Source organism: Nostoc sp., from assembly GCF_036917975.1.
Classification (GTDB): domain Bacteria; phylum Cyanobacteriota; class Cyanobacteriia; order Cyanobacteriales; family Nostocaceae; genus Nostoc.
In genome coordinates this window covers 93,920-119,651 of the sequence record NZ_JBALEJ010000004.1, presented here as the reverse complement: position 1 = coordinate 119,651, position 25,732 = coordinate 93,920, and the positions used below count along the sequence as shown (strand labels likewise).

Below are 25,732 nucleotides of genomic sequence, written 5' to 3'. Positions count from 1 at the left end.
CTTATTTAAACAAAACCGCTTCAATATCATTTAAAGCAGTCTCAAAATCGTCATTAACGATTTGAATATCAAATTCACCTGCGGCTTGAATTTCTGCTTGGGCGCGGAGTAGACGACGGGCGATCGCTTCTTCAGAGTCTTGGGCACGAGAGCGTATCCGTTTTTCTAATTCATCGAAGGAAGGCGGTAATATAAAAATGCTGAAGCCACTGGGGAAGGAAGCACGAATTTGTCTTGCTCCTTCTAGTTCAATTTCTAGCACCACCAACTTACCAGAATTAATTTGGTTAAGTACAGCTTCACGGGGGGTGCCGTAATAGTTACCAGCAAATTCTGCCCATTCTAAAAATTCACCTTCCGCAACTAGTTGTTCAAACTTACTGCGGCTGATAAAGTAATAACTTTTGCCATCGATTTCTCCTGGACGGGGAGAACGAGTCGTCACGGATACAGAATAATAGAGTTCTGGATGACGTTGTAGGAGCGATCGCATTAAAGTGCCTTTACCGACCCCACTGGGGCCAGTTAAAACAATTAACCTGCCTAAATGTAAGCACTCTTCGGTAGTAGCACTATTCTGGATGGGTAAAACTGACATCATCCCTTCAACCTGTGAATCAATCAATAGATATTATTCATTAATCTGTGTTCCTGGCCAAGTCCACTAGTGACTAAAGAATTTGTAGCAAGAGTGATAGAGATCAAGTACTAGTAGTCTGTCTCATTAATTTTGTGGGGCTGCTAGATCCCCGACTTCTTGAAGAAGTCGGGGATCTGAACATCACTAACATCTCAAAACTTTTGGGACAGACACTTAGTACAGTACGGCGTAAAGAAACAGACCATTTCAAATAGCGTAAGAAGCTCGGAATACAATTCTTTTGACTTTTGACTTCCGCCTTGCGGTACTAGTCAATTATCTACAGTTTGATGATCGCGGGAAATTACAAAGCGATTTGCTACCGTTTCTGGCTGAATCGCTGACAGTATTACGTGGTTGGAATCAGTGATAATTACAGCTCTAGTCCGACGACCGTAAGTTGCATCAATCAGTTGATTTTTGTCCCGTGCTTCGGTAATAATCCGCTTAATTGGGGCAGACTCTGGACTGACAATGGCAACTACTTTGTTGGCAGACACGATGTTACCAAAGCCGATGTTGATTAATTGAATGTCCATAAAAAAAACTGACGCTAAACGCGGTTTGAGAAGCTTGAAATAAACTTATACTCATGTTATCGCCAAAAAACAGGAGTTACAACGCTTAAATTCAAGCCAGTCTGTGTTTTTAAATAATGTCTGCTTTTTTTAGCTATTTATCAGCTATTTTTGCGGAAAATCTTCCCAAAGATATAGACGCAATTTCACTGATCCAAGCTAGTTGGATGATGTACATTTATTTTGTTTGAAATAAGTACTTGGATCGGAAATTGATGGAGAGCAAAATCGATTGGAACGGTCTGGCTCTAAGCGTACTGGTTGAGTACAATGTCAGTGCAGCTCAATTGATATTCTTGAGTCATAGAGAAAATGTGACGTTTCGCGTTGACACTCGGAATAATCCAAATTTTGCGACATCTGAAGAAAATGATGAGCAAGGGTTATTTCTTCTCCGTATCCATTATCCGATCGCGGAACTCAGCGATCGCTATGCAGGGAAAAACTTTTTGGTTTAGTGAGTATAAATACTAGCTTATGAACAATCGCTGCTAACAGTGGCGTGGTCAGTTAGCAGCGATCGCTCTGGCATCTGTGCAGAATTCAAGCGAGTCAAAGTTGTACACTAGAAGGATCCGGCCAGTATTAAGTTGCTTGCCTAAAAGCTTGGGCAATAGCATTGCGGGCAAGCTTAGGTTGCAAGTTCTGATCGTAGGGAAGCGGACGCAAAAATTGCTGACTACTGAGATCGGCTTGAAATTTTGCTGGCATGTAATTGAGATCACGTATCCAGCTATAACGATCGGTAATACCCCATGTAATTACAGTATCAACATTAGCCGCAAAGCATAGATCAAGATATCGCGTGTAACTGTCAGCTACCATCTGGTCTAACTGTTGGATAGTGTTGGGTAATGGGAAATCAATGATAATATCTAATTCTGTAATTATTGGTTTCACTTGAAGATCATTAAGTCTTTTTAAGACAGAACTAAATCCTGTAGCGTCAAAAGGGTATGCAGTAGAAAACCATAGATGCGATTCTAGACCCGCGCCGTCGATTTTAGCTCCATTATTCTTCAAGTATTCGATCAATGCTAACCATCGGTCTGCTCTCCATGAAGCCCCTTCCATACTACTCTCGTTTAGGTAAAATAGCTTAGTACTATCAACCGAAGCCGCAAATCTAAACAATTCCAGAATATATTCCGGTGTTAATCCTGGAAGTAAACCATAGATAGCATCACTGGTTTGATTTGGATTACCAGCAATAATTTCATTAGTAATATCCCAGGACTTTAAAACGGGGCTATTCTTATAATGTCCCATAACCCCAGTAACATGTTCTTGGAGTTGCTGCATTGTCGGGGGAAAAGAAAGCCAGCTAGGTAATGCCTGATTCCAAAGAAGGGTATGACCGTGCAATTGTATATGATGTTTTTGGCAGAAATCAGCAATTACATCTGCTGATTCAAAGGTAAATACTCCTGGAGATGGTTCAGTGGCGTTCCATTTTAATTCACCATTCGGTGTCGCAATCCCACATTCACGAGCAAGTAGGGCAGCATAACCAACATCTTGTTGTAAAGAGACACTATCAATTGCTGCGCCATAAAGTTTTCCTTTGCTGGCAGCTAATTGCCGAAGGGGAGAATTTACATTTGTACTTGTATAACTTGCCATAGCAACATTCGTGCTATGTCCTCCTTTTTGATTATCCTTTTGTAAAACCCCCATAGTCAATAAGGCAGAAAGGGTTGTGTATCCTGCACTTTTTAAAAATTTTCTCCGAGCAAGCATAAATTGTCGTCCATTTTCACAACGGTTGATTGTCGAATATGCAACGCAAGAACAGTGGCAGCAAATTGTTCTTGCGTTACCCGCATTTCTCACAAGGAGAGAAGGGATTGAACTTGGCAGATTGAACTCTCCCAAAGCGCGAACCTCACGGGCGAAGTAATAAGTAAGAAGTAAGATTCATTACTCATTACTTATTTAATTATTGAGATGTGGTGAGAAATCCGGGGTTAGCCCTAAAGCAAGTCGCAAATTATGAATCATCCCCCAGGACTCTGGCTGTTTGATGTTCAAGAGGTTTTTGATCACCATCTAACCATGCAAATTCTGAGCTTCCATCAGTAAATACGCGCAATTTGTGTTTTTATAGTAAAATTTCTTGAATGAAGGGAGTTTTTTAAGTGATGTTGAACTTAAATTCTTAGAGGAAAGATTAAACAGGGCTGATTCTACCAAAGAAGCACCTAACGAGTAACAACCACTATAAACATCCTCTGGTACTGACAACAAAGCTACATTGTGGGGATATGTAAATCCCTCTTTGAAATCAATGCAACTTTTGACAATTGTCCATGAATCTGTAATAGCTGTGCGTAACTGTTTGTCAAATCCATGATTTGTATAATTTTGATATTGCTCTCGTAGTTTCTTTAAAGATGCTAAAAACCGCGCCTTTTGTTTGGCGTGTGACTGGCGGATATCACAAATATTACGAGCTGCTACCAATGTTTCTTTCTCGTACCAAGCCGTGACTAATATCTTAAAGGCGAGGCATTTTTGTTCGAGTTATAGCTTTTCTACTTTGATTTTTGTCTCCCAGATTCACACTACGCATCCGTCGTACACTTCCAGCTTGACAATCGCGCAACCAAGCTTTAATTCCTTGGGCGACGGTACCGTTACTACTATCGCGTGGCGGGGATAGTGGCTGCTTTTCAGAATGGGAACTAGTTTGAGAAAACATCATCACTAGTTGCCAACCACTTTTAGTTTTAGTCAACAATAGCCAGTGGAATTGTTGCAATTCTAACGCTTTATTTCCTATATACTGGCGCTCCAAGGTTGTAAAGAAAACTTGCTCAACTCCTGATGCAGAGCTTTTAGGCGCATTTGCACTATATTCTTCCAAGTTAAGGGGCAGAGGAGTAAACTCAGGTCTTCCTGCCACTAGCATATAACTGTAAATGTCACTGCTTCTACTGAGGCGACGGGCGCGTTGACTAACGCGATTGGTATAACTAGGTAAATCTTGTAATAGCTGTATAGTTAATGTTTCTAAATTTTGCTCAGAACACAAAGACCTCTCGCCAGCGTTAACATTTTGCCTTTGTGCGATCGCAGAGGGTTTAGAGTTGAGGTTTATTGAAAACGCTGGGTAAGCAAGGCTGTTTGATACTAAAACCCAGAAACTACAAGCTAAAAGCCAATTATAATTTTTCTGATTGAGCGAACAGGCAAGATTGCTCTTGCCTACACCTTGCACTTTTTCTGGCAGTTTCTCACTGACTCTTAGCTTCATGCCACCGTAGTTAACTCCTCAGAAATCCTCTTCCAGGCTAACTTCGGCTCAGTTGCAGTGGTGATGGGGCGACCAATCACGAGATAATCTGCACCGGCAATAATTGCTTGGGATGGGGTAAGCGATCGCTTTTGATCGCCTTGATCTGCCCAAGTTGGTCTAACTCCCGGACAAACTAGCAAAAAGTCATCTCCACAAGTTTGTCGTAGTTGTGCCACCTCTTGGGGCGAACAAACTGCCCCATCCAAACCAGATTCTTGAGCCAGCAGGGCCATTTCTAGTGCATATTCTGGTAACTCTAGGGGTATCTTTAAATCAAACGCCAACTGCCTAGCAGAAATGCTCGTTAGTAGAGTAATCGCAATTAACTTTGGTGGTTGTACACCTGCTTTTGCAGCCCCTTCCTGTGCCGCCTCAGTTGCGGCTTTCAGGGCATCTCTACCAGCAGTAGCATGAATTGTCAGCAAATCCACTCCGTATCTAGCTGCACTCCGGCAAGCACCAGCAACGGTATTGGGGATATCATCAAACTTTAAATCTAAGAAAATGCGCTTTTGCCGAGACTTCAGCACTTCCAGAATTTTCGGCCCAGTGCTGGTAAACAACTCTAAGCCGACTTTCCAAAAACCAACTTGCGGAAGTTGATCGATAAGAGCGATCGCACTTTCTACGTCTGGCACGTCCAAAGCTACAATCACTCGTTGTTCTGCCTGTTCCCCATTCCCCATTCCCCATTCCCCATTCAAACTAAACGCACAAACTTATTTTTCCCAACTTGTAAAACTTTACCTTGTAACTGGGCGGGAGAATCAAAAGTGATATCAGCATCGGTGATGCGATCGCCATCTAAACGCACTCCACCTTCTTGAATTTTCCGCTTTCCTTCCCCCGTACTTTTGCACAAGCCAGTGACATTGAGAATATACGCTAACTTAGTAGGGAACTGCTGCACGCCAGAAGAAAGAGAGAATTCTGGAACTGCACCTTCCTTACCACCGCTTTGGGCTGCTTCTTTTGCCTCTTGGGCTGCGGTTTCGCCGTGGTACTGCTTGACAACTTCATAAGCTAAGAGTGTTTGGCGATCGCGCGGATTTTCTGGCAGTTGATCCAAAGGTAAATCCGTCAACAGTTCAAAATACTGTTCAAGTAGATGATCGGGAACTCCTTGTAACTTTTGGTACTTTTGCCCTGGGTGTTCTGCCAATCCGATATAATTACCTAAAGACTTGGACATTTTTTGCACCCCATCTGTGCCAATCAAAATTGGCAGCAACATCCCAAATTGAGGCTTTTGACCAAAATGACGCTGCAAGTCTCTGCCTACAGCAATGTTAAATTTCTGATCAGTGCCACCTAATTCCACATCTGCCTCAACTGCAACCGAATCAAAACCTTGCATTAACGGGTACAGGAACTCATGGATAAAAATCGGATTCTCTTTTTTATAGCGATCAGCAAATCCTTCTTTCGCTAACATCTGCCCCACTGTCATCGTGGAGAGTAACTCCAAAATTTTCTCTAAGTTTAGTTCAGAGAGCCATTCGGAGTTATAGCGCACCTCTAACCTTCCTGGTGTGTCAAAATCCAAGATAGGACGTACTTGATCCAGATAAGTCTGAGCATTTTGTGCGACATCTGCTTCTGTAAGCTGACGACGCACTTCCGATTTACCAGTTGGATCGCCAATACGCGCTGTAAAATCGCCAATAATTAAAACTGCTGTATGGCCTGCATCTTGAAATCCTCGCAGTTTTCGTACTGGTATGCTATGACCAAGATGAATATCAGTACCAGTAGGGTCAATCCCTAATTTGACCCTCAAAGGTTGGTTTGTAGTTAGTAATAGCCTTTCTAGACTTTCGCTGTTAACATCAACTGATTGTGGGAAAACTTCTACTACACCACGACGCAACCAAGCCAAATCTTGCTCTTTACTAAGAGATTCACTACTAGTTATGCTTTCTACTCTAGAAGTTAAGTTGGTTATTATATTCACTGGCAATTTATCCACTTTCTCATCCGCCAAACTACTATAATTGCAAAAAACTAACCGCCTTGCTTCACCCAATCAATTACAGTTCAATTTACAAGTGAGGAAGTGAAATAGCCGTGTCATCGTCTAGTGCTTTGGGAGATAAAAAGCCACAGGATCGGGCTTCATCAGGTTTTGAGTTTTTGAAAGGAGTTGGTCAGGTAACTGGCGGTACTCTCCTTTCAATCACCATGCTGGCAAGTTCCATTGTAGCCGGAGGACTAGTTGGTTTAGCCATCAGTTTCCGTAATTTGCCAGATGTGAGACAGTTACGTAACTTCTTTCCCTCGGAAACGACTTATATTTATGACGTTAAGGGCAAACTCTTAACGAGTATCCACGGGGAAGCCAACCGGGAAGTCGTACCTCTAGATAGAATTTCGCCGAATTTAAAACGGGCCGTGCTGGCAAGTGAAGATAGCCACTTTTACGATCACCACGGTATTAACCCCGTCGGCGTGGGACGTGCTGTGGTAGTTAATGCTGTAGCAGGTGGAGTCAAAGAGGGTGGCTCTACTGTTACTATGCAATTGGTCAAAAATCTGTTTTTGTCTCGTAAGCGTGCTTTTACCCGCAAGTTAGCAGAAGCTGTGCTAGCAATCCGGTTAGAGCAAATTCTCAATAAAGACCAAATATTAGAAATGTACCTCAATCAAGTTTATTGGGGTCATAACAATTATGGTGTACAAACGGCAGCCCGCAGTTATTTTAATAAGTCATCAGAATATTTAAGCTTGGGTGAATCGGCAATGATGGCGGGTTTAATCCAAGCACCAGAAGAATTCAGCCCGTTTGTGAGCATGAAGCTGGCAAAACAGAAACAAAAAGAAGTGCTAGGACGGATGCTGGAATTGAACTGGATCAGCCAGTCAGATTACGACGATGCCCTCAAGCAAGAAATCAAACTTGGTAAAATCAAATCCTTTCAAGGTAGTGCCTTACCTTATGTAACCAATACTGTAGCGCAAGAGTTAGCTAAGAAGTTTGGGCGTGAGACACTGCTTAAAGGCGGGATGCGGGTGCAAACTACAGTTGATGCCGACTTCCAAATGATGGCAGAAGAAACTGTCACGAAGTGGCATAAAACACTTTTAGAGCAGGGATTATCTAAGAATCAAATGGCTCTGGTAGCAGTTGATCCACGCACGCATTTTATTAAAGCATTGGTGGGCGGTATAGATCCTAAGACCAGTGAATTTAACCGTGCAACTCAAGCTCAACGGCAGCCCGGATCTTCTTTTAAACCCTTTGTATATTATACTGCTTTCGCTAGTGGTAAATATGCGCCAGATTCAACGGTAGACGATTCTCCAGTCAGCTATCGAGATGGTAACGGTTGGTACTCTCCCAGAAATTATGATAATACTTTTAGGGGATCAATGCCAATCCGCACAGCGATCGCCCAATCACGAAACATTCCTGTAATCAAGGTTGGTAAGGCTGTGGGGATGAATAGAGTGATCGAAACCTGCCGTACCTTGGGTATTACGAGTCCGATGGAACCTGTGTCTTCTTTGCCACTTGGGGCAATTGGTGTCACCCCTCTGGAAATGGCTAGTGCCTATGCTACCTTTGCTAATTATGGCTGGCAATCTCCACCAACTGTAATTGCCCGTGTCACTGATAGTAGTGGTAATGTGTTGCTGGATAACACCCCTAAACCGCAGTTAGTTCTCGATCCTTGGGCATCAGCAGCAATTTTAGATGTGATGCAATCGGTAATCAATGAAGGTACTGGTAAAGGTGCTGCGATCGGTCGCCCAGCCGCCGGTAAGACAGGAACAACATCATCAGAAAAGGATATTTGGTTTGTGGGCACTGTGCCACAGTTAACAACTGCTGTCTGGGTAGGAAGAGATGACAACAGACAATTAGCTGACCATGCGACAGGCGGTGTTATGGTCGCTCCCATTTGGAAAGATTTTATGGAGAAAGCACTTAAGAACGTACCAGTAGAAAACTTCAAGCCACCTTCGCAGTTTTCTCGCCCCAAGTCGTAATAATTTTGGATTTTAGATTTTAGATTTTGGATTAATTGCCAATCCAAAATCCAAAATTCAAAATCTAAAATTGACTAGTACAGCACGGCGTAAATAGATATACCATTCTAAATCCCTGAAAACCTTACGCTGTATTCATTTTGAATTTTGAATTTTGTTAGCGCAGCGTTAGCGAGTCTGCGAGCGTCATTTTGAATTCCGCCTTGCGGTACTAGGTTTGTTTTTCTAGCTCGGCTTTCATCCGTTCTAAAGTAAGGTGCATTTGGTCAAACATTTGTTGCGGGGTTACACCAAACTGACCTAATTGTGTTTTTAGCTGTTCTACTGTCATTTGCGCCATGAAATCTTCTGATAACTCGAAGCGCTTCATAAAGATGCGGTATCGATCCATCATGGTTTCCATTTGCTCAATAAACAGCTTTTTGCCTTCACGGTCAAATTTGCCGTAGCCGTTGCCAAGCTTGATCAGCGCTTGATAATCCTCAAACAGCTGTTTTGCTTCTTGTTGAACTATCTCAGAATCGAAGAATCCCATATTGCTTATATTAAACTGAGTGCCCAGACTCAGCAGCTTAATAGTTTTACTTCTATTTAATTATTTTAGTCTAGGAGAGTAATCTAGTCACGAAGCTTCGGTTTTAGTACGGTTTGTTACCGAAATTTCAACACTTGACTTAAGAACCTTTCCCTCGTTTAAAGTGACTAAATAAAACCGCAATACTTAGAGCTTTAGCCATTGATTTAGGATTGCTGTTTTCATCCAGTTGAATTTGCAGTCCAGGAGCGTATTTCAAAGCTAGTAAATTTTCCGGGTTAAGTTTTAATGCTTGACGAATGTAAACCCTAGCCATGCCAGTATACTTCTGTTTTAGATGTACCAAACCTAATAAGGCATAATAGTCGCTGTTATTTGGCTCTAACTTGATGGCATCGCGCAGTTCTTGCACGGCTTCAGGCCATTTGGCTCGGCTGACGTATTCATTAGCTCGCTCGTAGTGACGTTGAGCGTAGTTTGTCAAATCTGGTTTGAAATGAGTTTTTTCATGTGATGGCAATTCAACTGGCTTGACTTCTACCTTGGGAATGTTGGGAATAGCTTCTTGCGCCATGAACAGGTCTGGTTTTTGCAACCGTAAGTATACTAAATTCAGTATACTAATTTGTTTAGTCACCTGAAAAAACTGATCTAGTGATTTATATTGAGCTTCTGCATAGCAGGCGATCGCTTCTTCGTAAAACAATTGTGCTTGAGGTGCAGACATTTCCATAATTTCCTCAGCTATGGTATTTTGGGCACACAAAGCTTGCTGCTGTAACACTCTTGCATCGGATCGCAGCATCGCTATGGCAATCCAACGCTTGTGTCGATGTTTGAGTTGTTGATAAGCTGGATTGATTAAATAGTTAAGTATTGCCGTTGCTAATTGTTGGTCTGGATTGCAGCTTTTGGCATAGCGATCGGGATGTAGCAGCTTTGCTAAAGTGTGATAGCGTTTAAAAATCTGGCGATCGTCAGCGCTCACAGAAATTCCTAGCACAGCGTAAGGATCACAAAGCTGTTCAAGCCATTTTGATGGTAGGAAGGTCTGTGACATAGTAGTAATAAAGCTGTTGAAAACTTAAAATTAGCATCAAAGCTCAATGCACAGTCATGTGAAACTTACTCAAATTTCTTCAAATTGGGGATTAGACATCTCCGAAAAAGAATTGTTTTGACGTAGCACTGCTACGTCTCTACAAGGGTTCTGGGTAACGCATCTTTAATTTCTGGAGATGTCTATTCGAAACTGGGGATGGGGAAGATTTAGTTAGGGATGAATTGTTTCTGCGCCTTTTGACTGTCTTATTGTAGAAACTATGTGTTGGTAGATTTATTATAAATATGTTGACTAAGCGCAAAAGTCGAAGTGTTGCTGCTGTTTTAGCTTTTTCTGGGACGCTGACAATTTCAGGATTACATAAATTTTATTTGGGACAGCCATTTTGGGGTGTTTTGTATGTGTTGCTTTCCTGGACACCTATCCCCAAGGTAGCTAGTGCGATTGAGGGAGTTTGGTATTTAGCCCAAGATGAAGAAGCTTTCGATCGCAATTTTAATCTAGGGAAGTCAGCACCAAGGAACTCACAACGGGTAAATAATCAGGTAGGAGCGATCGCTGATGCAATGCGTGAATTAGATGCTCTGCGCCAGGATGGACTGATTTCAGAGTATGAATTTGAGCAAAAGCGCCGCCAATTGCTAGACCAGATTTCTTGAGGTGAGCGACAATCATGAATAACTGGCTACCTTTAAACTCCAGGCTGCAAAAACTCCGCGCCAAGCTGCTCAACGATCCCTACTATCGCCTCCAATCTGGGGAAGAAATTCAGATAGCGGCGAAATTGGGTATCCGCATTGATGCTAATCAAGCGACTGTAGATGATTGGTTACGCTTACCAGGGTTGTCAATTCACCAAGCGCGATCGCTTGTGGAACTTTCACGTTCGGGTGTTAAATTTTACTGTATTGAAGATATTGCTGCGGCTTTGGGTATGCCCGCGCTGCGCCTAGAGCCATTAAAGCCTCTGCTAAACTTTATTTACTATGACCACGAATCTTTAGAAAATCCTACCCATTTAGTTAACCCGAACACCGCAACCGTTGAAAAATTAGCACAAATTCCATTTATAGATTTATCTCTGGCGCAAGCTGTGGTGCAAAATCGGCAATCAGGGGGATTTTACCGTAACCTGGCTGATTTCCAACGGCGCTTAGAGTTAACTGGTGATGCGATCGCTCAGTTGATGTATTATTTAACGTTTTAACTTAGGGTTCCGATGGAAGGTAGATGTCTTCCAAGAAAATTCTACAGTTCAACTACACTGTCACAATTTCTCAGTTGTAGCTGGAACCTTGAGACATGCAAAGGCTTTTTGCAATATACTGGGTTTCACACTTAGCCAAACTTGCTTACGGTCATCTTCTGTGTAGCCAACAACAACTGCCTCTATCGTTGAACCGATATCAGGATACATCTCTGGGGTCATATATCCTGTATCTACAAAATCTGTAATCTGGATAATGCCTCTTACATTTTCATCACTAATATCAATGAAAATCCCAAATGGAGCGTGATACTCAACTTTTCCCTCAATGAGTTCTCCAAGGCGATACTTAGATTTTACTTGGTTCCAAAAATCATCAATCATAGGATTAGTCTGGCTTTAAAAATCTGGGAAATTGGTTCAAAATCAAAAATAATCTGTGAGGAATTGCTAGCTCAATATCCGGTCCACCTTGATAGGGTTTTTCAAGGGGCTTAAAATAGCGATCGTAAGTTTCTTGGTCAATTGTAACTTCTAGAATCCCGTCCTTGTAGTACTTACAATACTCCTGGGCAACACTCCTACTGCTCGGAGCAGCAAAGTAACATTTTCCATCAGCATTGGGAGGATTGTATGGGAAATCAGGAGGATGAAAGCCATCCTTGAGAAATTTTTGCCCTTTCCCCTTCTGAGGAGCTTTATAAATTGTTACTGTCTGCACCGAGTTCAAAAAATTCCGCAGGAATCAAAAAATAATCCCGTACCTTCACTGTCTGTTTCAATCCAAAATCCAAAATCATATAAACCCAATGCGATTGAGAGGCCAAAAGCGAAATGTTGCCCGACCGATGACATTTGTTCTGGGTAAAAAGCCCCAATAGCGAGAGTCATTACTATCGTTGCGATTATCTCCCATAACAAAAAATTCATCTTCTGGGACTTTCACTGGTCGATATGGCTGATTTGGGGGTTCAGCGATGTAGTCTTCTGCCAAGGGTTGACCGTTGAGGTAGACTTTGCCAGAATCAACACTAATTACCTCACCAGGTTCGCCAATAACCCTCTTGATAAAGGCTTGGTCTTTAGGATATCCTCGACGTTGTAGTTCTGCGGGTGGCCGAAAAACAATAATATCCCCAGTTATGGGAGGGTGAAAATGGTAGGAGATTTTTTCAACTACCAAGCGATCGCCTGTATGTAAGGTAGGCAACATCGAGTCAGAAGGTATATAGCGGGGTTCAGCGATAAAAGTCCTAATTAGGAATGCCAAACACAGTGCGATCGCAATTAAAATCAGATTTTCTTGCGAACTACGCCATACTTTTAACGATGCACGTTCTTCTTTTGCATCACTTTCGTGAGGAACCATAAAAATTTCTAGCTACTTTCAGAAGTTAGACAAATACCTTGATTATTGTGACTCAAAAAGTATATGTAAGAGGAAAACTGGATTTAGAGTCAAATTATACAAGTATTAAATACTATACTTGTCACATCTACTGGAGTTCAGTAAAAATATTGTCAAAAACTATGACCTGTCTAAGAAAATATAAGCTAATAATTAGGATTGTTAAATATAGGACTCATATTTGATTTTTGAACAAAACTCAGTACACCTTTATTCCTTCTTCCCAGTCCCCAGTCCCCAGCCCCTTACCTCTATGAATCAAATCGGATTGCTATAGATGATTAAAAATCATAATTCCAATTGATGTAATTATAAGGCAAGTTATGAAGCGAGACTGAGTTGCAAGAAAATATATTTTATTCTTATATTGTTAAGTTATATTACATAAAATAAATCAAGACTTAAATGTACTTTTAAATACAATAATCTAGTTAAACAAAACATCATCAGTAAAAAATGTTACATAAAAATCTAGATTTAAATGCTTTTATAGTTATAAATGCCATACCAATTACGATTTTAAAAATTGCTTATATATACTGCAATTAAATTCCGTAATTATACGGTGACAGTGCATATTAAACTGTACTATTAATTAAGATATAAATATCCTTAAATTATCGAGAAAAACATTAACAGACAGAAAGCTACTAGCAATTTCGGCTAAAGTATCTGCATCTAAAAGATAACTAAGTTGCTGATATAATTATTTTTGCTGAATGAGTTAAAAGTATCTACGTTAACGAATAAGTGCCCCTTGGCAATGAGAAACTATATTGAATTAATTTTCGTCTGCCTATTTCATAGAAAGTACAAGGGAACATTCTGTCAGTTGAAAATTTAACTTTTTCTTAAAAAGGAAGCAATGGCAGCAGGCAGTAGAATATATCCTATCAAGAATAAAAGTAATAGTTGACTAAACTCTTTTTTGAAAGATACTCCACCCCTTGTAAGTAGTTTTGTATGTTAATTGAATAACTCACTAAGTTGTAAATTATACAGCTTATGCGTGAGAAAGTTTGGCTATTTTCTCAATTCTAAATTTTCGTTAGTCCCAATTCCAATTTTCGGGATTACCAGAAAGCAATTGTATCTAAAAAATATCTAAAAAATCTGCTATGACGTACCGTCATAACCGTGGTTGATGGTTCGATCTTTGAAGGAGCTATGAGGTGGAAAATAATAAGTCGTTTCTGTGGCCAGAAGGAATATTAATTGCGTTGCTTGCCTTAGGTGGTGTTTTTAGTCTTGCTTTCATGATGCTTCTAAGACCAAATGCTTCAGAGGCTCAGAATAGACAAAGTATAAATATCAAAGATGTAACTGCAAACGTAGGAACTCAGCAGCGCATTGAGAAATTAAAAGCGGCGATGCTTACAAGTTGGCAGCAAGAAGCACAAACAAAGGGTCTAGCTTACCCTATACCATTAAGCTTTCAAGGGGCAACAATTGAGGCTGCAAAACTCACTCAAGGCGAGAAAGTAATTGCTCTCACCTTTGATGATGGCCCTTGGCCTGAAACTACAGAGCAAGTATTAGATATCCTGAAATCAAATAATATCAAAGGAACGTTTTTTGTCGTCGGGCAGAATTTAAAAAATTATCCAGAGATAGGAAAGCAGATTGTTGCTCAAGGTCACGTCATAGCCAACCATACTTGGCATCACTGGTATCACTTCTTTAATCAACAAGCAGCAGCTTTTGAAATAGACCGCACAACAGACCTAATTTATCAAGTTACAGGTGCTAAAACAAATCTCTTCCGACCACCAGGCGGCAACCTGCACAATGGATTAGCTGCTTATGCTAAAGGCCAAAAGTATACTGTGGTAATGTGGTCGGCTGACTCTACAGACTACAAATTACCAGCTGTACCAAAGTTGATAAATAACGTAATTAAAGATTCAAAACCTGGTGGAATTGTGCTGATGCATGATGGTGGCGGGAACCGTTCTAGAACTGTGCAAGCTTTACCAGAAATTATTAGCAACTTTAGAAAGCAAGGCTATCGTTTTGTCACTATTCCAGAACTTTTAGAAATTCAAGATAAAGAGCAAAAGTTGCTTGCTAATAAAAAGCAATAAATATTATTAATTATAGTTAATTAGTCAATAGTAATTGGCTAAAAACTAAAATTATACTTTTTGGTTAAAATACTTTATTTCGGAATCAGTTAGTAAAGATATAGCGGTTCCCGATCTAGTGATGTACACCCGTAGGGGCACGGCAGTGCCCATTAGTGTCAACTTAAGCTGAAACTCTTTTAAAACCTCCTTTCCAGCCTCCGGCTGGAAATGCAACTCAAAAGCGGCTCTGCCGCGAGTCTTGAGGCGGAGCCTCAACGACGAGCATTCCCAGTCGGAGACTGGGAACGAGGCAATCTAAAAGCTGTTTCTACGAATCACATTAAACTCACTAATGACTACTAGTGACTAAACTGAACTCAGTTGTTGTTTTTTCAGGATTAGCTTCTGGACTATCAGCTTCAGAAGGTGGAACCAATTGCCAGAATTTCGGCAAAAATTCTTGCCAGTTTTGCAGAATTTTCTTCGCCTTTGGTGAACCAGTTCGTTCCCCATGAGTTTGGATTAACTCTTGCAGTTGTTTTGCACCTACTTCTGTAATCACCCGCTGAATTTTGACAATTTCCGGGTTGACTAACTCACGAAATGAGTCGTCTTCATCCAAGAAGTATGCCAGTCCACCAGTCATGCCAGCTGCTACGTTACGTCCTACTTTACCAAGGACGACAATCACACCACCTGTCATGTATTCACAGCAGTGATCCCCAGCGCCTTCAATTACTGCTATGCCTTTGGAGTTTCTCACAGCAAAGCGCTCTCCTGCTAGTCCATTGGCAAATAACACGCCGCCAGTAGCACCATAGAGGCAGGTATTGCCAACTATCACGTTTTGTGATGGGTTATAGGTGGCAGCAGTTGGAGGTTTGATGATGATTTCACCACCATGCATCCCTTTACCTACGTAGTCGTTTGCTTCTCCTTCAAGGGATAGAATTATGCCGGGGAGATTAAAAGCACCAAAGCTTTGCCCAACACTACCTGTGAAGTTGAGATTAATTTGTCCTTCAAAGCCACTGTCACCGTATTGAGAAGCGATCGCACCTGCTAATCTTGTGCCTACTGTTCGATCAGTATTGACAATCGGGTAAGTCTTAGTAACAGTAGACTGATCCCTAATAGCAGCCTGAATTTCGGCATCGGCAAGGAACTTGTCATCTAAAACCACGCCGTTGCTGTGGACTTCTTCATGCACCAACCAGCTACGATTGTTTTTGCTATTTGGTAACTGAAGTAAACAGTCGAGATTCAGCGATCGCGTTTTGGTGAGTTTTGCTTCTGGGCGCAGTTTCAACAAATCTGCACGTCCAATGATTTCTGATAAAGAACGGTAGCCAAGTCGGGCTAATAAACTACGCACTTCTTCGGCAATGAAATAGAAGAAGTTGACAACTTGTTCGGGTATTCCTGTAAACCGCTTACGGAGTTCTTCTTTCTGAGTAGCAACACCCTTCGGGCAGGTATTCAGGTGGCAAACTCGCGCCATGATACAGCCTTCAGCAATCATAGCGACGGAGCCGAAACCAAATTCTTCACCGCCCATCAATGCACCTATTACCACATCCCAGCCACTCTTAAGTCCGCCATCTACGCGTAAGATCACGCGATCGCGCAGGCTATTTTCCATCAAAACCCGATGCACTTCACTTAAACCGAGTTCCCACGGAGAACCAGCGTGTTTAATCGAGCTAAGTGGCGATGCACCTGTACCACCATCATGACCGGAAATCTGAATGATATCAGCGTTGGCCTTGGCTACACCAGCTGCGATCGTGCCAATGCCAACTTCTGAAACTAGCTTCACTGACACCTTTGCTTTGGGATTAATTTGGTGCAGATCAAAAATCAGTTGCGCTAGGTCTTCAATTGAATAGATATCGTGGTGTGGTGGTGGCGAAATCAGTGTTACGCCTGGCTTGGAGCGCCTTAACATCGCAATGTATTGGCTCACCTTGGGTCCTGGTAGTTGTCCACCTTCCCCAGGTTTAGCACCTTGGGCAATTTTGATTTCAATTTGTTTGGCGTTGACGAGGTACTCTGGCGTAACACCAAAGCGTCCTGATGCAACTTGTTTAATGGCACTATGAGCTACATCGCCATTCCGCAATCCTTTTAAATGAGGTAGGGTTGGCGAGTGACCAGACTCGTCTACATCATCTAAAACTGTATAGCGTACTGGATCTTCGCCGCCTTCTCCAGAATTGGATTTACCGCCGATGCGGTTCATGGCGATCGCTAAAGTTTCATGGGCTTCTCTTGACAAAGCGCCTAAAGACATGCCTCCGGTGCAGAAGCGTTTGACTATTTCATATACTGATTCCACTTCTTCTAGAGGAACCGGCGAGGCATCGTCTTGGAAGTCCAGTAAATCCCGCAAGGCTGTTACTGGTCTACCTTGGAGGTGCTTTTTGTAAACTTCGTAGTGGTTGTAGCCGTTGCCATCTAGAGCTTTATGCAGCGCCTTCACCATTTCTGGGTTATTGCTATGGTATTCGCCACCAGGACGGTATTGCACAAAGCCCAGGTTTTCTAACTTATTGCTCGTCAGTTCTGGGAAAGCCTGGCTATGGAAGGAAAGCACTTCATCAGCGAGTTCACTCACACTCAAACCACCGATGCGGGAAGTCGTACCACGGAATCCCAATTCGATTAAATCTCCACCGATGCCAATAGCTTCAAAGATTTGGGCTGCTTGGTAGCTGGAGAGTAGAGAAATTCCCATTTTGGAGAGAATTTTTAGCAAACCTGACTCTACTGCTTTGCGATAGTTTCCTAAAGATTCTTTTAGGGTAAGGGTGGGAATTTTTTGCACACCCATTAACTTTTGAGTTTTGGGATCAGACCACCAATCACGCACCGTATCTAAAGCCATATACGGGCAAACTGCACCAGCACCATAGCCAATCAAACAAGCAAAGTGATGGGTACTCCAGCATTGAGCAGTATTGACAATCAGGGATGTTTTCATCCGCAAACCTTCCCGAATCAGGTGGTGATGCACCGCACCTACTGCTAATAAGGGAGGAATATAGGTATATTCTGTGTTGATACTATCATTGACGCGTTGGCGTAGCCCGCCGTAGGCATCGCTTAATATTAAAATCTTTGCACCCGCCCGGACTGACTCAGCTGCTTGTGCTTGTAAAGATTGCACAGCGGCTTTCAATCCTTCTCGGCCATTGGCGATCGCAAATAGGGTTGATAACTCAGCCGTGGCGAATCCTGACAGCTTAATCGCCTCTAGTTCATCATCCGTCAACACTGGCGATTCAAGTTTCAATCTCCGGGCATATTCTGCCTTGGGTTCTAATAAGTTACCCCGTTCACCCAGTTCGACTTTCAGAGACATGACTAGCTTTTCCCGCAGGGGATCGATCGCGGGGTTAGTCACCTGAGCAAAGCGCTGTTTAAAATAGTCATAAAGCAGGTGAGGCTTTTCTGACAGCACCGCTAAGGGAATATCATCACCCATACAGAAAGTTGGTTCCGAACCTGCGATCGCCATTGGATGAATCACCATTTCCACATCTTCTATGGTGTAGCCAAAGGCAGTTTGACGCTGAAGTAATGTTTGCTTGTCAATTTTGTCAGTTGTACTATGCCCATTACCATTCTCAGCAGCCAGATGTCCATTTCCATTTGACGACTGACTACTGACAATTTCTTTGAGTTCTTGACGGTGTTGTTGCAGCCATTCTCCATAAGGGTACTGCTTGGCGATGCGCCCCTTAATATCCCAATTCTTCAGCACTTCCTGATTTTCTAAATCCACAGCAATCATTTGCCCTGGGCCGAGTCTACCTTTCTCGACAATATCGGCTTCTGGGAAGTCCACGACACCAGCTTCCGAAGCTACGACAATATAATCATCTTTGGTGATCAAGTAACGAGCGGGTCTTAAACCATTACGATCTAGAGTTGCACCAACTTTTTTACCATCGCTGAATACTAAAAGTGCTGGCCCGTCCCACGCTTCTTGCAGACCACTGTAATATTCGTAGAAATCAACAATTTCTGGATATTCACGTAAAGAAGGCTGATTTTGGTAAGCCTCTGGAACCATAATCATTAAAGCTTCCAAGGGGGTGCGTCCAGAGCAAACCAGCAATTCTACTACGTTATCTAAGGTAGCTGAATCGCTGTTATCAATATGGACTAGTGGCTTGAGTTCCTGGATGCGATCGCCCCATACAGGATGATTCAGGCTAGCTTCTCGCGCCATCATCCAGTTGATGTTACCCAATAAGGTATTGATTTCGCCGTTGTGACCCAAAAGCCGCATCGGTTGGGCTAGGGGCCACTTGGGCATCGTATTGGTACTAAAGCGGCGATGATAGACAGCAAAGGCACTTTTGTAAGCTGGATTTTTTAAATCTTCATAAAAGTTGCCCAAAACAGCAGAACGCACCATGCCTTTGTAGACAATTGTCCGACTTGATAACGAACAGATATAAAATTCTTCTGAGATTTTGGTTGCAATTTTACTAATTCGGCGGCGGGTAATATACAACTGCCGTTCCAATTCATCGCCGCTTTTGTCAACAGAAGCTAACAAAACTTGTTCAATTTGGGGTTGATTTTCTCTTGCTTGTACCCCTAGTAAATCAGATTGCACTGGCACTACTCGCCAACCCAATACAATCAATTTTTCTTCAGCAGCTACTTGCTCAACAGTCGCCCTAGTTTTTTGTGCTGCTTCTTGGTCTTGTGGTAGAAATATCATCCCCACACCTATATTATCAGTGGATGGAAATTCCTTCCCCCTTTGGGCAAAGTCTTGTTGGAACAACTCCCAAGGTATTGCTGTCAATACTCCTGCACCATCACCAGAGTCTTGATCGGCGCTACAACCTCCTCGGTGTTCTAAGCAGGTTAAAGCAGCTAAAGCTTTTTTGATAATTTCGTGGCTGGTATGATTCTGACGATGAGCAATAAAACCTACACCACAGGCATCTCGTTCCTCTACTAACCACTTTTGCCCCTGATAGGTATCTCTTGAGTTGATATCCGCTGTGATTTTCTGGTCTTGATTCATCGGTTGATTATTCATACCCTGTTCCTGAAGTATTGAGTTACCAATTTTGCCACTACTTACGGAAAAAATTTTGAAATTCCGCGATGGAGAAATATATAAGCACCGAAATTTAGGGAAAAAAAATTTTAACTTCGGTTTTACTTTTGCCGTTCACCCGTGTTAAAATAGTTGCGTATTGTTTATGTATTTATGCGGTGTTAGACAAGCTGCCTCAGCCAAGACATTATTTTTGCCCTGACAGTTTCTTTTTTATATTGTGAAGCTAAGTATTTTCTCAATCCCCTCTTTCCAGATGCACGTTAGTTACTCATAGAGCCTATTTCGGCTCACCTGAAACAAAACTAAAATTTAAGGCTGTACTATATTTTAAAGCCGAAATCATCCCGATCCAGCAATAAAATCAGCGTATTACAATATATACCCATTTGACAATTCCCAAATATTGTTGTTATCTAGAGTTCTGCTGCTTACCACTTGCCATACATATATATTTACTATTGACGTACCTATTTTAGGTTTTAGATTTTAGATTTTAGATTTTAGATGATTTCGGTTCATGCCCCGCCCGAAGTCAAGCGGAACAAATCCAAAATTGTCAATCTCAAATCACCAAGCCCTGTACCCTTGTGGTCAGGGTCAATCCAAAATTGCAAATCTAAAATCCAAAATTGTTTGACTACACCTAACTGATAGTAGCAACGCTCAGTCAGGATTAAATATCTTAATCCAGTTTTGATAACCAAAACTACCGTGTATAGTATGGTTAGAATTAGTGCCAGTTAAAACACTTGATTGCAGTGGCTTTAGCGTCTAAATAAATTAGTTAATGTCTATAAAAGATAACTATCCAATGTATAGACTACCATGTTTATTCAAAAATAAAGTCATGTTTTCTTTATATTTGCCAATAATTAGTTAGTTTATACCTTGGGTGACAGGTTTCAAAAATACCTAGTAAATTATGGTAAAAATGCCGAATTGTTGCCAATCAGGGATTAGCGATAGCTCCGCCAACGCCAAGGGCGAACGCAAATTTTTTCGAGCTACTGTGTCACCAATACTTTTGACAGTACTGTGCTTAATTACTACCTATCCTATCAACGCCCAGGAGTCTCCAAAAACCACCAAATCAACACCCAAGTTAATCTCACAGTCACCTGCACCTCCTGTAACAAGTGTGGCATCCTCTGGCAATCAAATTTCCCTCAATGGTCGTACTTTACCAGGAACTTGGTTGCAGCAACCTGGAAAATCTGGTCAGGTGACAACTCATATCAGTGACGGGGCATTTAGGCAATTAATTGGAGTAAATTTCTTAAACACTAGTGATTCAGCGAAGCAACCAATACAGTGGTTTTCGTCGGTGACAACGCCACAGGTGTTAGCCGCTAGGCTACTAGGAGCATATCGCTATCTGGATATTACTAATTTTGCTCAAACATCGGGATGGCAAATTCAAGCTAATGGTAACACTTTGGTGATTGCTACCCCCAAAACACAAATTACAAATATTGTTCAGAGCCAGAAATCTCCAGAGGCGAGTGCGCCTTTGCAGCAAACTCGGATGCTTGTCGATTTAGATCGTCCCACTCCCTGGCAAGTTGCACAAGGTTCAGCGATCGCCAAACCCCAAACTCCATCTTCCGATCCAGATACGCCAACCCCAAAATCCACCACACCGCCAAATCGAGAGTGGACAGTTACCCTGGATGGAATAGCCGATCCCATTTTGATAGAACGCTATACCCCGCAGCCACCAGCAGCACCACCAACATTACTGCCAAATCTGCTCAAACAATTATTACCAACTACACCAACAGAAGCAATACCATCACCCCCTGAACCACTGATTCAAAAAGTAGAGGTGGTGAAAAACCAAACAATTATTAGTTTGAGCGTTCCCTTTGGTCTATCGCCTCAAGGTAGTACTATCGCTAACCCCAATCGCCTGATTATCGATATTCGACCCGATCCTTTAGAAGAGCGGGATATTACTTGGGCCCCAGGATTGCGCTGGCGACAGCATTATGTCAACTTGGGCACACAACGCTTTCCAGTGGTCTGGCTAGAAGTTAATCCCCGCAAATTTGGGCTAACCTTGAAACCAATGTGGGCTAGTGTTGATGGGCTTGCTGGTACTGCTCCCATAATTCAAACAGCACAACGTTACTTAGCGGTAGCTGGAATTAATGGTGGTTATTTTAACCGCAATAATAGACTGCCATTGGGTGCGATTCGTCGAGATAATCAATGGTTATCAGGCCCCATTTTGAATCGAGGTGCGATCGCTTGGAATGATTCAGGCCAATTTTACTTTGGTCGTCTCACCTTAGAAGAAACTTTAATCGCAGCAAATGGCCAGCATCTACCAATTCTGTTTCTCAATAGCGGTTACATCCAGAGTGGCATTGCTCGTTATACTCCAGCTTGGGGATCAACTTACACACCCCTAACGGATAACGAAATTATCTTAGTGGTAGAGAAAGACCAAATTACTCAACAGTTACCAGGCGGCAAAGTTGGTGGCACAGCAGTTCCCATTCCCCAGGATGGCTACCTGCTAACCTTACGCGCTAACGCTACTAGTGCTGCCTCCCAGCTACCTATTGGAAGCACAGTCAGCATTTCCAGCGCCACTACTCCAGCTGATTTTAGTCGTTATCCCCACATTATCGGGGCTGGTCCACTATTAGTCCAAAACCGTCAAATTGTCCTTGATGCCAAAAGTGAAAAATTCAGCAATGCCTTTATTGCCGAAAAAGCAATTCGTAGCGGTATTTGCACAACGGCAACAGGCACACTAATGATTACTGCTACCCATAATCGTGTCGGCGGTTATGGGCCTAATTTGGCAGAACACGCCCAATTAATGCAACTCATGGGCTGTGTGGATGCCCTAAATTTGGACGGCGGTAGTTCTACCAGCCTTTATTTGGGAGGGCAACTACTCGATCGCTCCCCTAGTACCGCTGCTCGTGTTCACAACGGAATTGGTATTTTCCTGCAACCACAAAAATGAGGTAATAGAAAAAACCCAATCCCCAATCCCCAGTCCCCAATCCCCAGTCCCCAATCCCCAGTCACTTTTTAAAGTTTAGAACAAGCTGCCATTTTCCTTGATGAAGACTTGGTGTAAACATCAGAATTTTAGTAGTGATAGTTTACACCATCAGGTTTGATTTTGCTATGTTTATCAAAGTGCGACAAAATTGCTGATTTTCCAGGTTGCAAGATAACGCCAGATTTTTTATCAATAGTTAAGAGTACCAACGGTTTGTTATGTCTTCAAATGAGGTAACTATGGCTCGATATCAAGAAACTACACAGACTGAAACTCTACACCTACCTCCAGCCATCACTTCTAGGGGCGTTGCTGCAACTGAATTACGTCCTTGGGGTGCTTTTACAGTTTTGGAAGAAGGGCGCGGATACAAAATTAAGCGCATCGAAGTTAAGCCCGGACACCGCCTCAGTCTACAAATGCATCATCACCGCAGCGAACATTGGATTGTTGTCTCTGGTACAGCTAGAGTAGTTTGTGGGGAGAAAGAAGTACTACTGAGCAATAATGAGTCAACTTATGTACCCCAATGTACATCTCATCGTTTAGAGAATCCTGGCGTGATCCCCTTGGTGTTGATTGAAGTGCAAAATGGCGAATACTTGGGAGAAGATGATATTATCCGCTACCAAGATGACTATGCCCGTACCAAAGATTAAAACCAAAAGAACGCTATTAAAGCTTTAATCTCAAAGCTAATTCGTGTAAACCGTCTTTGTAAACGAACTACTACACCCCTGAAGTCCCTACCTAGTTAAGGTGGGGACTGAAATATGTTAGTGTTATAAATGTAGTAATAGCGATCGCGCTCATACTTTAGATGATTTAGAATTTTGCACAAGCAAGGGTCAACCCATCTGTAAAATGGAAGATGGGGTATTCAATTGCAAAAAACGAGTTCCATGATTCATCTGAGTCAAGCAGCCGTCAGTGAAATTGGGCGCATAAAGTCCAAACAACAGCCAAATGTCTTGTTTCGATTGGCAGTAAAACCAGGTGGTTGTTCCGGGTTATTTTATGATATGTCCTTCGATGAAGCAATAAAAGTTGGAGACCAGGTTTTCGACTTGGATGAAATTCAAGTAGTTATAGATGCCACAAGCCTAAATTACCTCAACGGTTTGAGGGTGGATTATTCAGAAGACTTAATGGGAGGTGGTTTTCGCTTCCACAATCCCCAGGCGATCGTTACCTGTGGCTGTGGCAATTCCTTTTCCTTAAGTCATTAGTGATTGAGCATTAGTCACAAAACAGATGTTCAATCACTAAGGAAAAATTACAATTGACATAAAGCCGTAAAAAAAGATATAATCAGGATTTGTTAAAAGTTAGACCATAAGCAGCTTTACGCGCTGTAACTCATGCCAACAATACAGCAGCTAATACGAACTGAGCGCGAACAAGCGCGTCAGAAAACCAAGTCCCCTGCTCTGAAGCAATGCCCCCAACGTCGGGGAGTTTGTACCAGAGTATACACGACCACACCAAAAAAGCCTAACTCAGCCCTACGCAAAGTAGCAAGAGTCAGACTTACTTCTGGATTTGAAGTTACAGCTTACATTCCAGGCATTGGTCACAACTTACAAGAACACTCAGTTGTGATGATTCGTGGCGGTCGGGTTAAGGATCTACCAGGCGTGAGATACCACATTATCCGTGGCACCCTAGATACAGCCGGAGTCAAAGACCGCAAGCAAGGCCGTTCCAAGTATGGAACCAAGCGGCCCAAAGAAGCGAAAAAATAGGATTGGGCGATTAATCGCATCCAACACGATTAATCGTCTATCTTAAAAGCGCTACAAAAAATGATCGTCGCCTGTGTTCTAACAGCAATTATGTCTGTTAAAAAAATCAAGTAAGCTACACCTACACTAAGCGAGCAAGTGTAGAAGTTCTGAAGAGAAGGCTGTAACTGACAGCAAATTTCTCATCTGAACATTAAAGTTTATATTCTTGTCGCCTTGAGTATTTAGTTGCAGGTAGCAAGTCAAACAAACAATTTTAGATTTGAGATTTGAGATAGCGTAGCGTTAGCGAGTTATCGAGCGTCTTTTGGATTAGCTGAACCCACAAGGGAATTAGGCTTACAGACTTTTGATTTGTTCAGATCCTTGAGATCGGAATATATACCGAAAACTTTTAATCCAAAATCCAAAATCCAAAATTGGCAGTCAATAAGTCAGCCTTGCTGCAACGGTCGAAAAAATTGAGGAAGTCTGAGGGTTGGGTTCTACCGCTTTTAGTTTCCGGTGTCTGATAGCATATAATTTCGTTGCCAATTCCGAATTAAAGGTGAAGTATGTCTCGTCGTGGTGTTATTCAAAGGCGCCTAGTTCCGTCTGACTCTGTATATAACAGTCGCCTTGTCAGCATGATTATCAGACGGATTATGCGTCACGGCAAGAAATCGCTTGCCGCACGCATTGTTTATGATGCCTTAAAAACTATTGAAGAACGCACTGGTGCTGGTGCCTTAGAAACCTTTGAAAGAGCAGTGCGAAATGCCACGCCTTTAGTAGAAGTAAAGGCTCGGCGAGTGGGTGGAGCAACCTACCAAGTACCAATGGAAGTGCGTACAGAACGGGGCACTACCCTAGCACTGCGTTGGTTAGTGCAATATTCCCGCTCCAGACCAGGCCGGACAATGGCCAGTAAATTGGCAAATGAGTTAATGGATGCTGCTAACGAAACTGGCAATGCCATTCGCAAACGTGAAGAAACGCACCGGATGGCGGAAGCTAACAAAGCATTTGCCCACTATCGTTATTAAGTAGAAAAGCGATATATCGCCTTGCCGAAGCGGTATATCGTAGATTTACACAAAAAGACGGTTTTC

General features: G+C 42.3%; 23 protein-coding genes. 10 read left to right on the top strand and 13 right to left on the bottom strand.

The genetic code is table 11. The features are described 5' to 3' along the window. Position 1: 1 nt before the first annotated feature. Complete coding sequence (gmk, locus tag V7K76_RS01320) at positions 2 to 601, bottom strand: guanylate kinase (protein WP_334779520.1); 600 nt, start codon at positions 599 to 601, stop codon at positions 2 to 4. 311 nt (positions 602 to 912) lie between these two features. Beyond that, the gene (gene remA, locus V7K76_RS01315) at positions 913 to 1,179 is read right to left on the bottom strand and encodes an extracellular matrix/biofilm regulator RemA (protein WP_179067570.1); all 267 of its coding nucleotides are present in this window, start codon (positions 1,177 to 1,179) and stop codon (positions 913 to 915) included. A gap of 254 nt (positions 1,180 to 1,433) precedes the next feature. On the opposite strand from remA, the gene V7K76_RS01310 reads away from it, so the two are divergent. After that, a complete protein-coding gene (locus V7K76_RS01310) occupies positions 1,434 to 1,676 on the top strand; it encodes a hypothetical protein (protein ID WP_334779421.1) in 243 nt (80 codons plus the stop codon). A gap of 127 nt (positions 1,677 to 1,803) precedes the next feature. Here V7K76_RS01310 and V7K76_RS01305 read toward each other — a convergent pair whose 3' ends face one another. The 5 genes from V7K76_RS01305 to tyrS form a co-directional block, all read right to left on the bottom strand. Then, positions 1,804 to 2,958, bottom strand: coding sequence for an endo-1,4-beta-xylanase (locus V7K76_RS01305; RefSeq protein ID WP_334779422.1), 1,155 nt, complete (start codon positions 2,956 to 2,958; stop codon positions 1,804 to 1,806). A 309-nt stretch (positions 2,959 to 3,267) separates the two neighbouring features. Continuing rightward, positions 3,268 to 3,681 (bottom strand): hypothetical protein, encoded by a 414-nt coding sequence (locus tag V7K76_RS01300; RefSeq protein ID WP_334779423.1) that lies wholly within the window; start codon positions 3,679 to 3,681, stop codon positions 3,268 to 3,270. Between the two features lie 34 nt (positions 3,682 to 3,715). Next, complete coding sequence (locus tag V7K76_RS01295; protein WP_334779424.1) at positions 3,716 to 4,474, bottom strand: hypothetical protein; 759 nt, start codon at positions 4,472 to 4,474, stop codon at positions 3,716 to 3,718. Further along, complete coding sequence (gene pyrF, locus V7K76_RS01290) at positions 4,471 to 5,202, bottom strand: orotidine-5'-phosphate decarboxylase (RefSeq protein WP_334779425.1); 732 nt, start codon at positions 5,200 to 5,202, stop codon at positions 4,471 to 4,473. The genes V7K76_RS01295 and pyrF overlap by 4 nt, the downstream gene beginning before the upstream one ends. Before the next feature lie 14 nt (positions 5,203 to 5,216). Next, positions 5,217 to 6,470: a tyrosine--tRNA ligase gene (tyrS, locus tag V7K76_RS01285; RefSeq protein ID WP_334779426.1), complete on the bottom strand. Its 1,254-nt coding sequence runs from the start codon at positions 6,468 to 6,470 to the stop codon at positions 5,217 to 5,219. Positions 6,471 to 6,583: 113 nt separating this feature from the next. Between tyrS and V7K76_RS01280 the strand changes: the two genes are divergently transcribed. Further along, entirely contained in the window at positions 6,584 to 8,506 is a 1,923-nt protein-coding gene (locus tag V7K76_RS01280) for a transglycosylase domain-containing protein (RefSeq protein ID WP_334779427.1), read from the top strand. Positions 8,507 to 8,717: 211 nt separating this feature from the next. Here V7K76_RS01280 and V7K76_RS01275 read toward each other — a convergent pair whose 3' ends face one another. Continuing rightward, entirely contained in the window at positions 8,718 to 9,041 is a 324-nt protein-coding gene (locus V7K76_RS01275; protein ID WP_179067573.1) for a DUF1825 family protein, read from the bottom strand. 139 nt (positions 9,042 to 9,180) lie between these two features. Next, complete coding sequence (locus tag V7K76_RS01270) at positions 9,181 to 10,101, bottom strand: J domain-containing protein (protein ID WP_334779428.1); 921 nt, start codon at positions 10,099 to 10,101, stop codon at positions 9,181 to 9,183. A 287-nt stretch (positions 10,102 to 10,388) separates the two neighbouring features. Between V7K76_RS01270 and V7K76_RS01265 the strand changes: the two genes are divergently transcribed. Together V7K76_RS01265 and V7K76_RS01260 are read left to right on the top strand one after the other, a co-directional pair. Continuing rightward, positions 10,389 to 10,763, top strand: a complete 375-nt coding sequence (locus V7K76_RS01265) for an NINE protein (RefSeq protein WP_334779429.1) — start codon at positions 10,389 to 10,391, stop codon at positions 10,761 to 10,763. A 14-nt stretch (positions 10,764 to 10,777) separates the two neighbouring features. Beyond that, positions 10,778 to 11,311, top strand: coding sequence for a ComEA family DNA-binding protein (locus tag V7K76_RS01260; RefSeq protein ID WP_334779430.1), 534 nt, complete (start codon positions 10,778 to 10,780; stop codon positions 11,309 to 11,311). Between the two features lie 60 nt (positions 11,312 to 11,371). Here the strand turns inward: V7K76_RS01260 and V7K76_RS01255 are convergent, their stop codons facing one another. From V7K76_RS01255 to lepB, 3 genes are all read right to left on the bottom strand, one after another. Next, the gene (locus tag V7K76_RS01255; protein ID WP_334779431.1) at positions 11,372 to 11,695 is read right to left on the bottom strand and encodes a S1 RNA-binding domain-containing protein; all 324 of its coding nucleotides are present in this window, start codon (positions 11,693 to 11,695) and stop codon (positions 11,372 to 11,374) included. 4 nt (positions 11,696 to 11,699) lie between these two features. Then, complete coding sequence (locus V7K76_RS01250) at positions 11,700 to 12,032, bottom strand: hypothetical protein (protein ID WP_334779522.1); 333 nt, start codon at positions 12,030 to 12,032, stop codon at positions 11,700 to 11,702. A 75-nt stretch (positions 12,033 to 12,107) separates the two neighbouring features. Beyond that, on the bottom strand, positions 12,108 to 12,680 hold the full coding sequence (gene lepB, locus V7K76_RS01245; protein ID WP_334779432.1) for a signal peptidase I: 573 nt from the start codon (positions 12,678 to 12,680) through the stop codon (positions 12,108 to 12,110). A 1,211-nt stretch (positions 12,681 to 13,891) separates the two neighbouring features. Between lepB and V7K76_RS01240 the strand changes: the two genes are divergently transcribed. Then, on the top strand, positions 13,892 to 14,803 hold the full coding sequence (locus V7K76_RS01240) for a polysaccharide deacetylase family protein (protein WP_334779433.1): 912 nt from the start codon (positions 13,892 to 13,894) through the stop codon (positions 14,801 to 14,803). A 331-nt stretch (positions 14,804 to 15,134) separates the two neighbouring features. Here V7K76_RS01240 and gltB read toward each other — a convergent pair whose 3' ends face one another. Continuing rightward, entirely contained in the window at positions 15,135 to 19,850 is a 4,716-nt protein-coding gene (gene gltB / locus V7K76_RS01235; protein WP_334779435.1) for a glutamate synthase large subunit, read from the bottom strand. Between the two features lie 955 nt (positions 19,851 to 20,805). On the opposite strand from gltB, the gene V7K76_RS01230 reads away from it, so the two are divergent. The 5 genes from V7K76_RS01230 to rpsG all read left to right on the top strand — a co-directional run bounded on the left by V7K76_RS01230 (position 20,806) and on the right by rpsG (position 25,666). Next, positions 20,806 to 22,854 (top strand): phosphodiester glycosidase family protein, encoded by a 2,049-nt coding sequence (locus V7K76_RS01230; protein ID WP_334779524.1) that lies wholly within the window; start codon positions 20,806 to 20,808, stop codon positions 22,852 to 22,854. Between the two features lie 281 nt (positions 22,855 to 23,135). After that, positions 23,136 to 23,555 carry a cupin domain-containing protein gene (locus tag V7K76_RS01225; RefSeq protein WP_069070111.1) on the top strand — a complete coding sequence of 140 codons (420 nt, stop codon included), beginning with the start codon at positions 23,136 to 23,138 and terminating at the stop codon, positions 23,553 to 23,555. 243 nt (positions 23,556 to 23,798) lie between these two features. After that, positions 23,799 to 24,125: a HesB/IscA family protein gene (locus tag V7K76_RS01220; RefSeq protein ID WP_334779436.1), complete on the top strand. Its 327-nt coding sequence runs from the start codon at positions 23,799 to 23,801 to the stop codon at positions 24,123 to 24,125. Between the two features lie 132 nt (positions 24,126 to 24,257). Continuing rightward, on the top strand, positions 24,258 to 24,641 hold the full coding sequence (rpsL, locus tag V7K76_RS01215) for a 30S ribosomal protein S12 (protein ID WP_015214573.1): 384 nt from the start codon (positions 24,258 to 24,260) through the stop codon (positions 24,639 to 24,641). A 554-nt stretch (positions 24,642 to 25,195) separates the two neighbouring features. After that, entirely contained in the window at positions 25,196 to 25,666 is a 471-nt protein-coding gene (gene rpsG, locus V7K76_RS01210) for a 30S ribosomal protein S7 (RefSeq protein ID WP_334779437.1), read from the top strand. Positions 25,667 to 25,732: the final 66 nt, after the last annotated feature.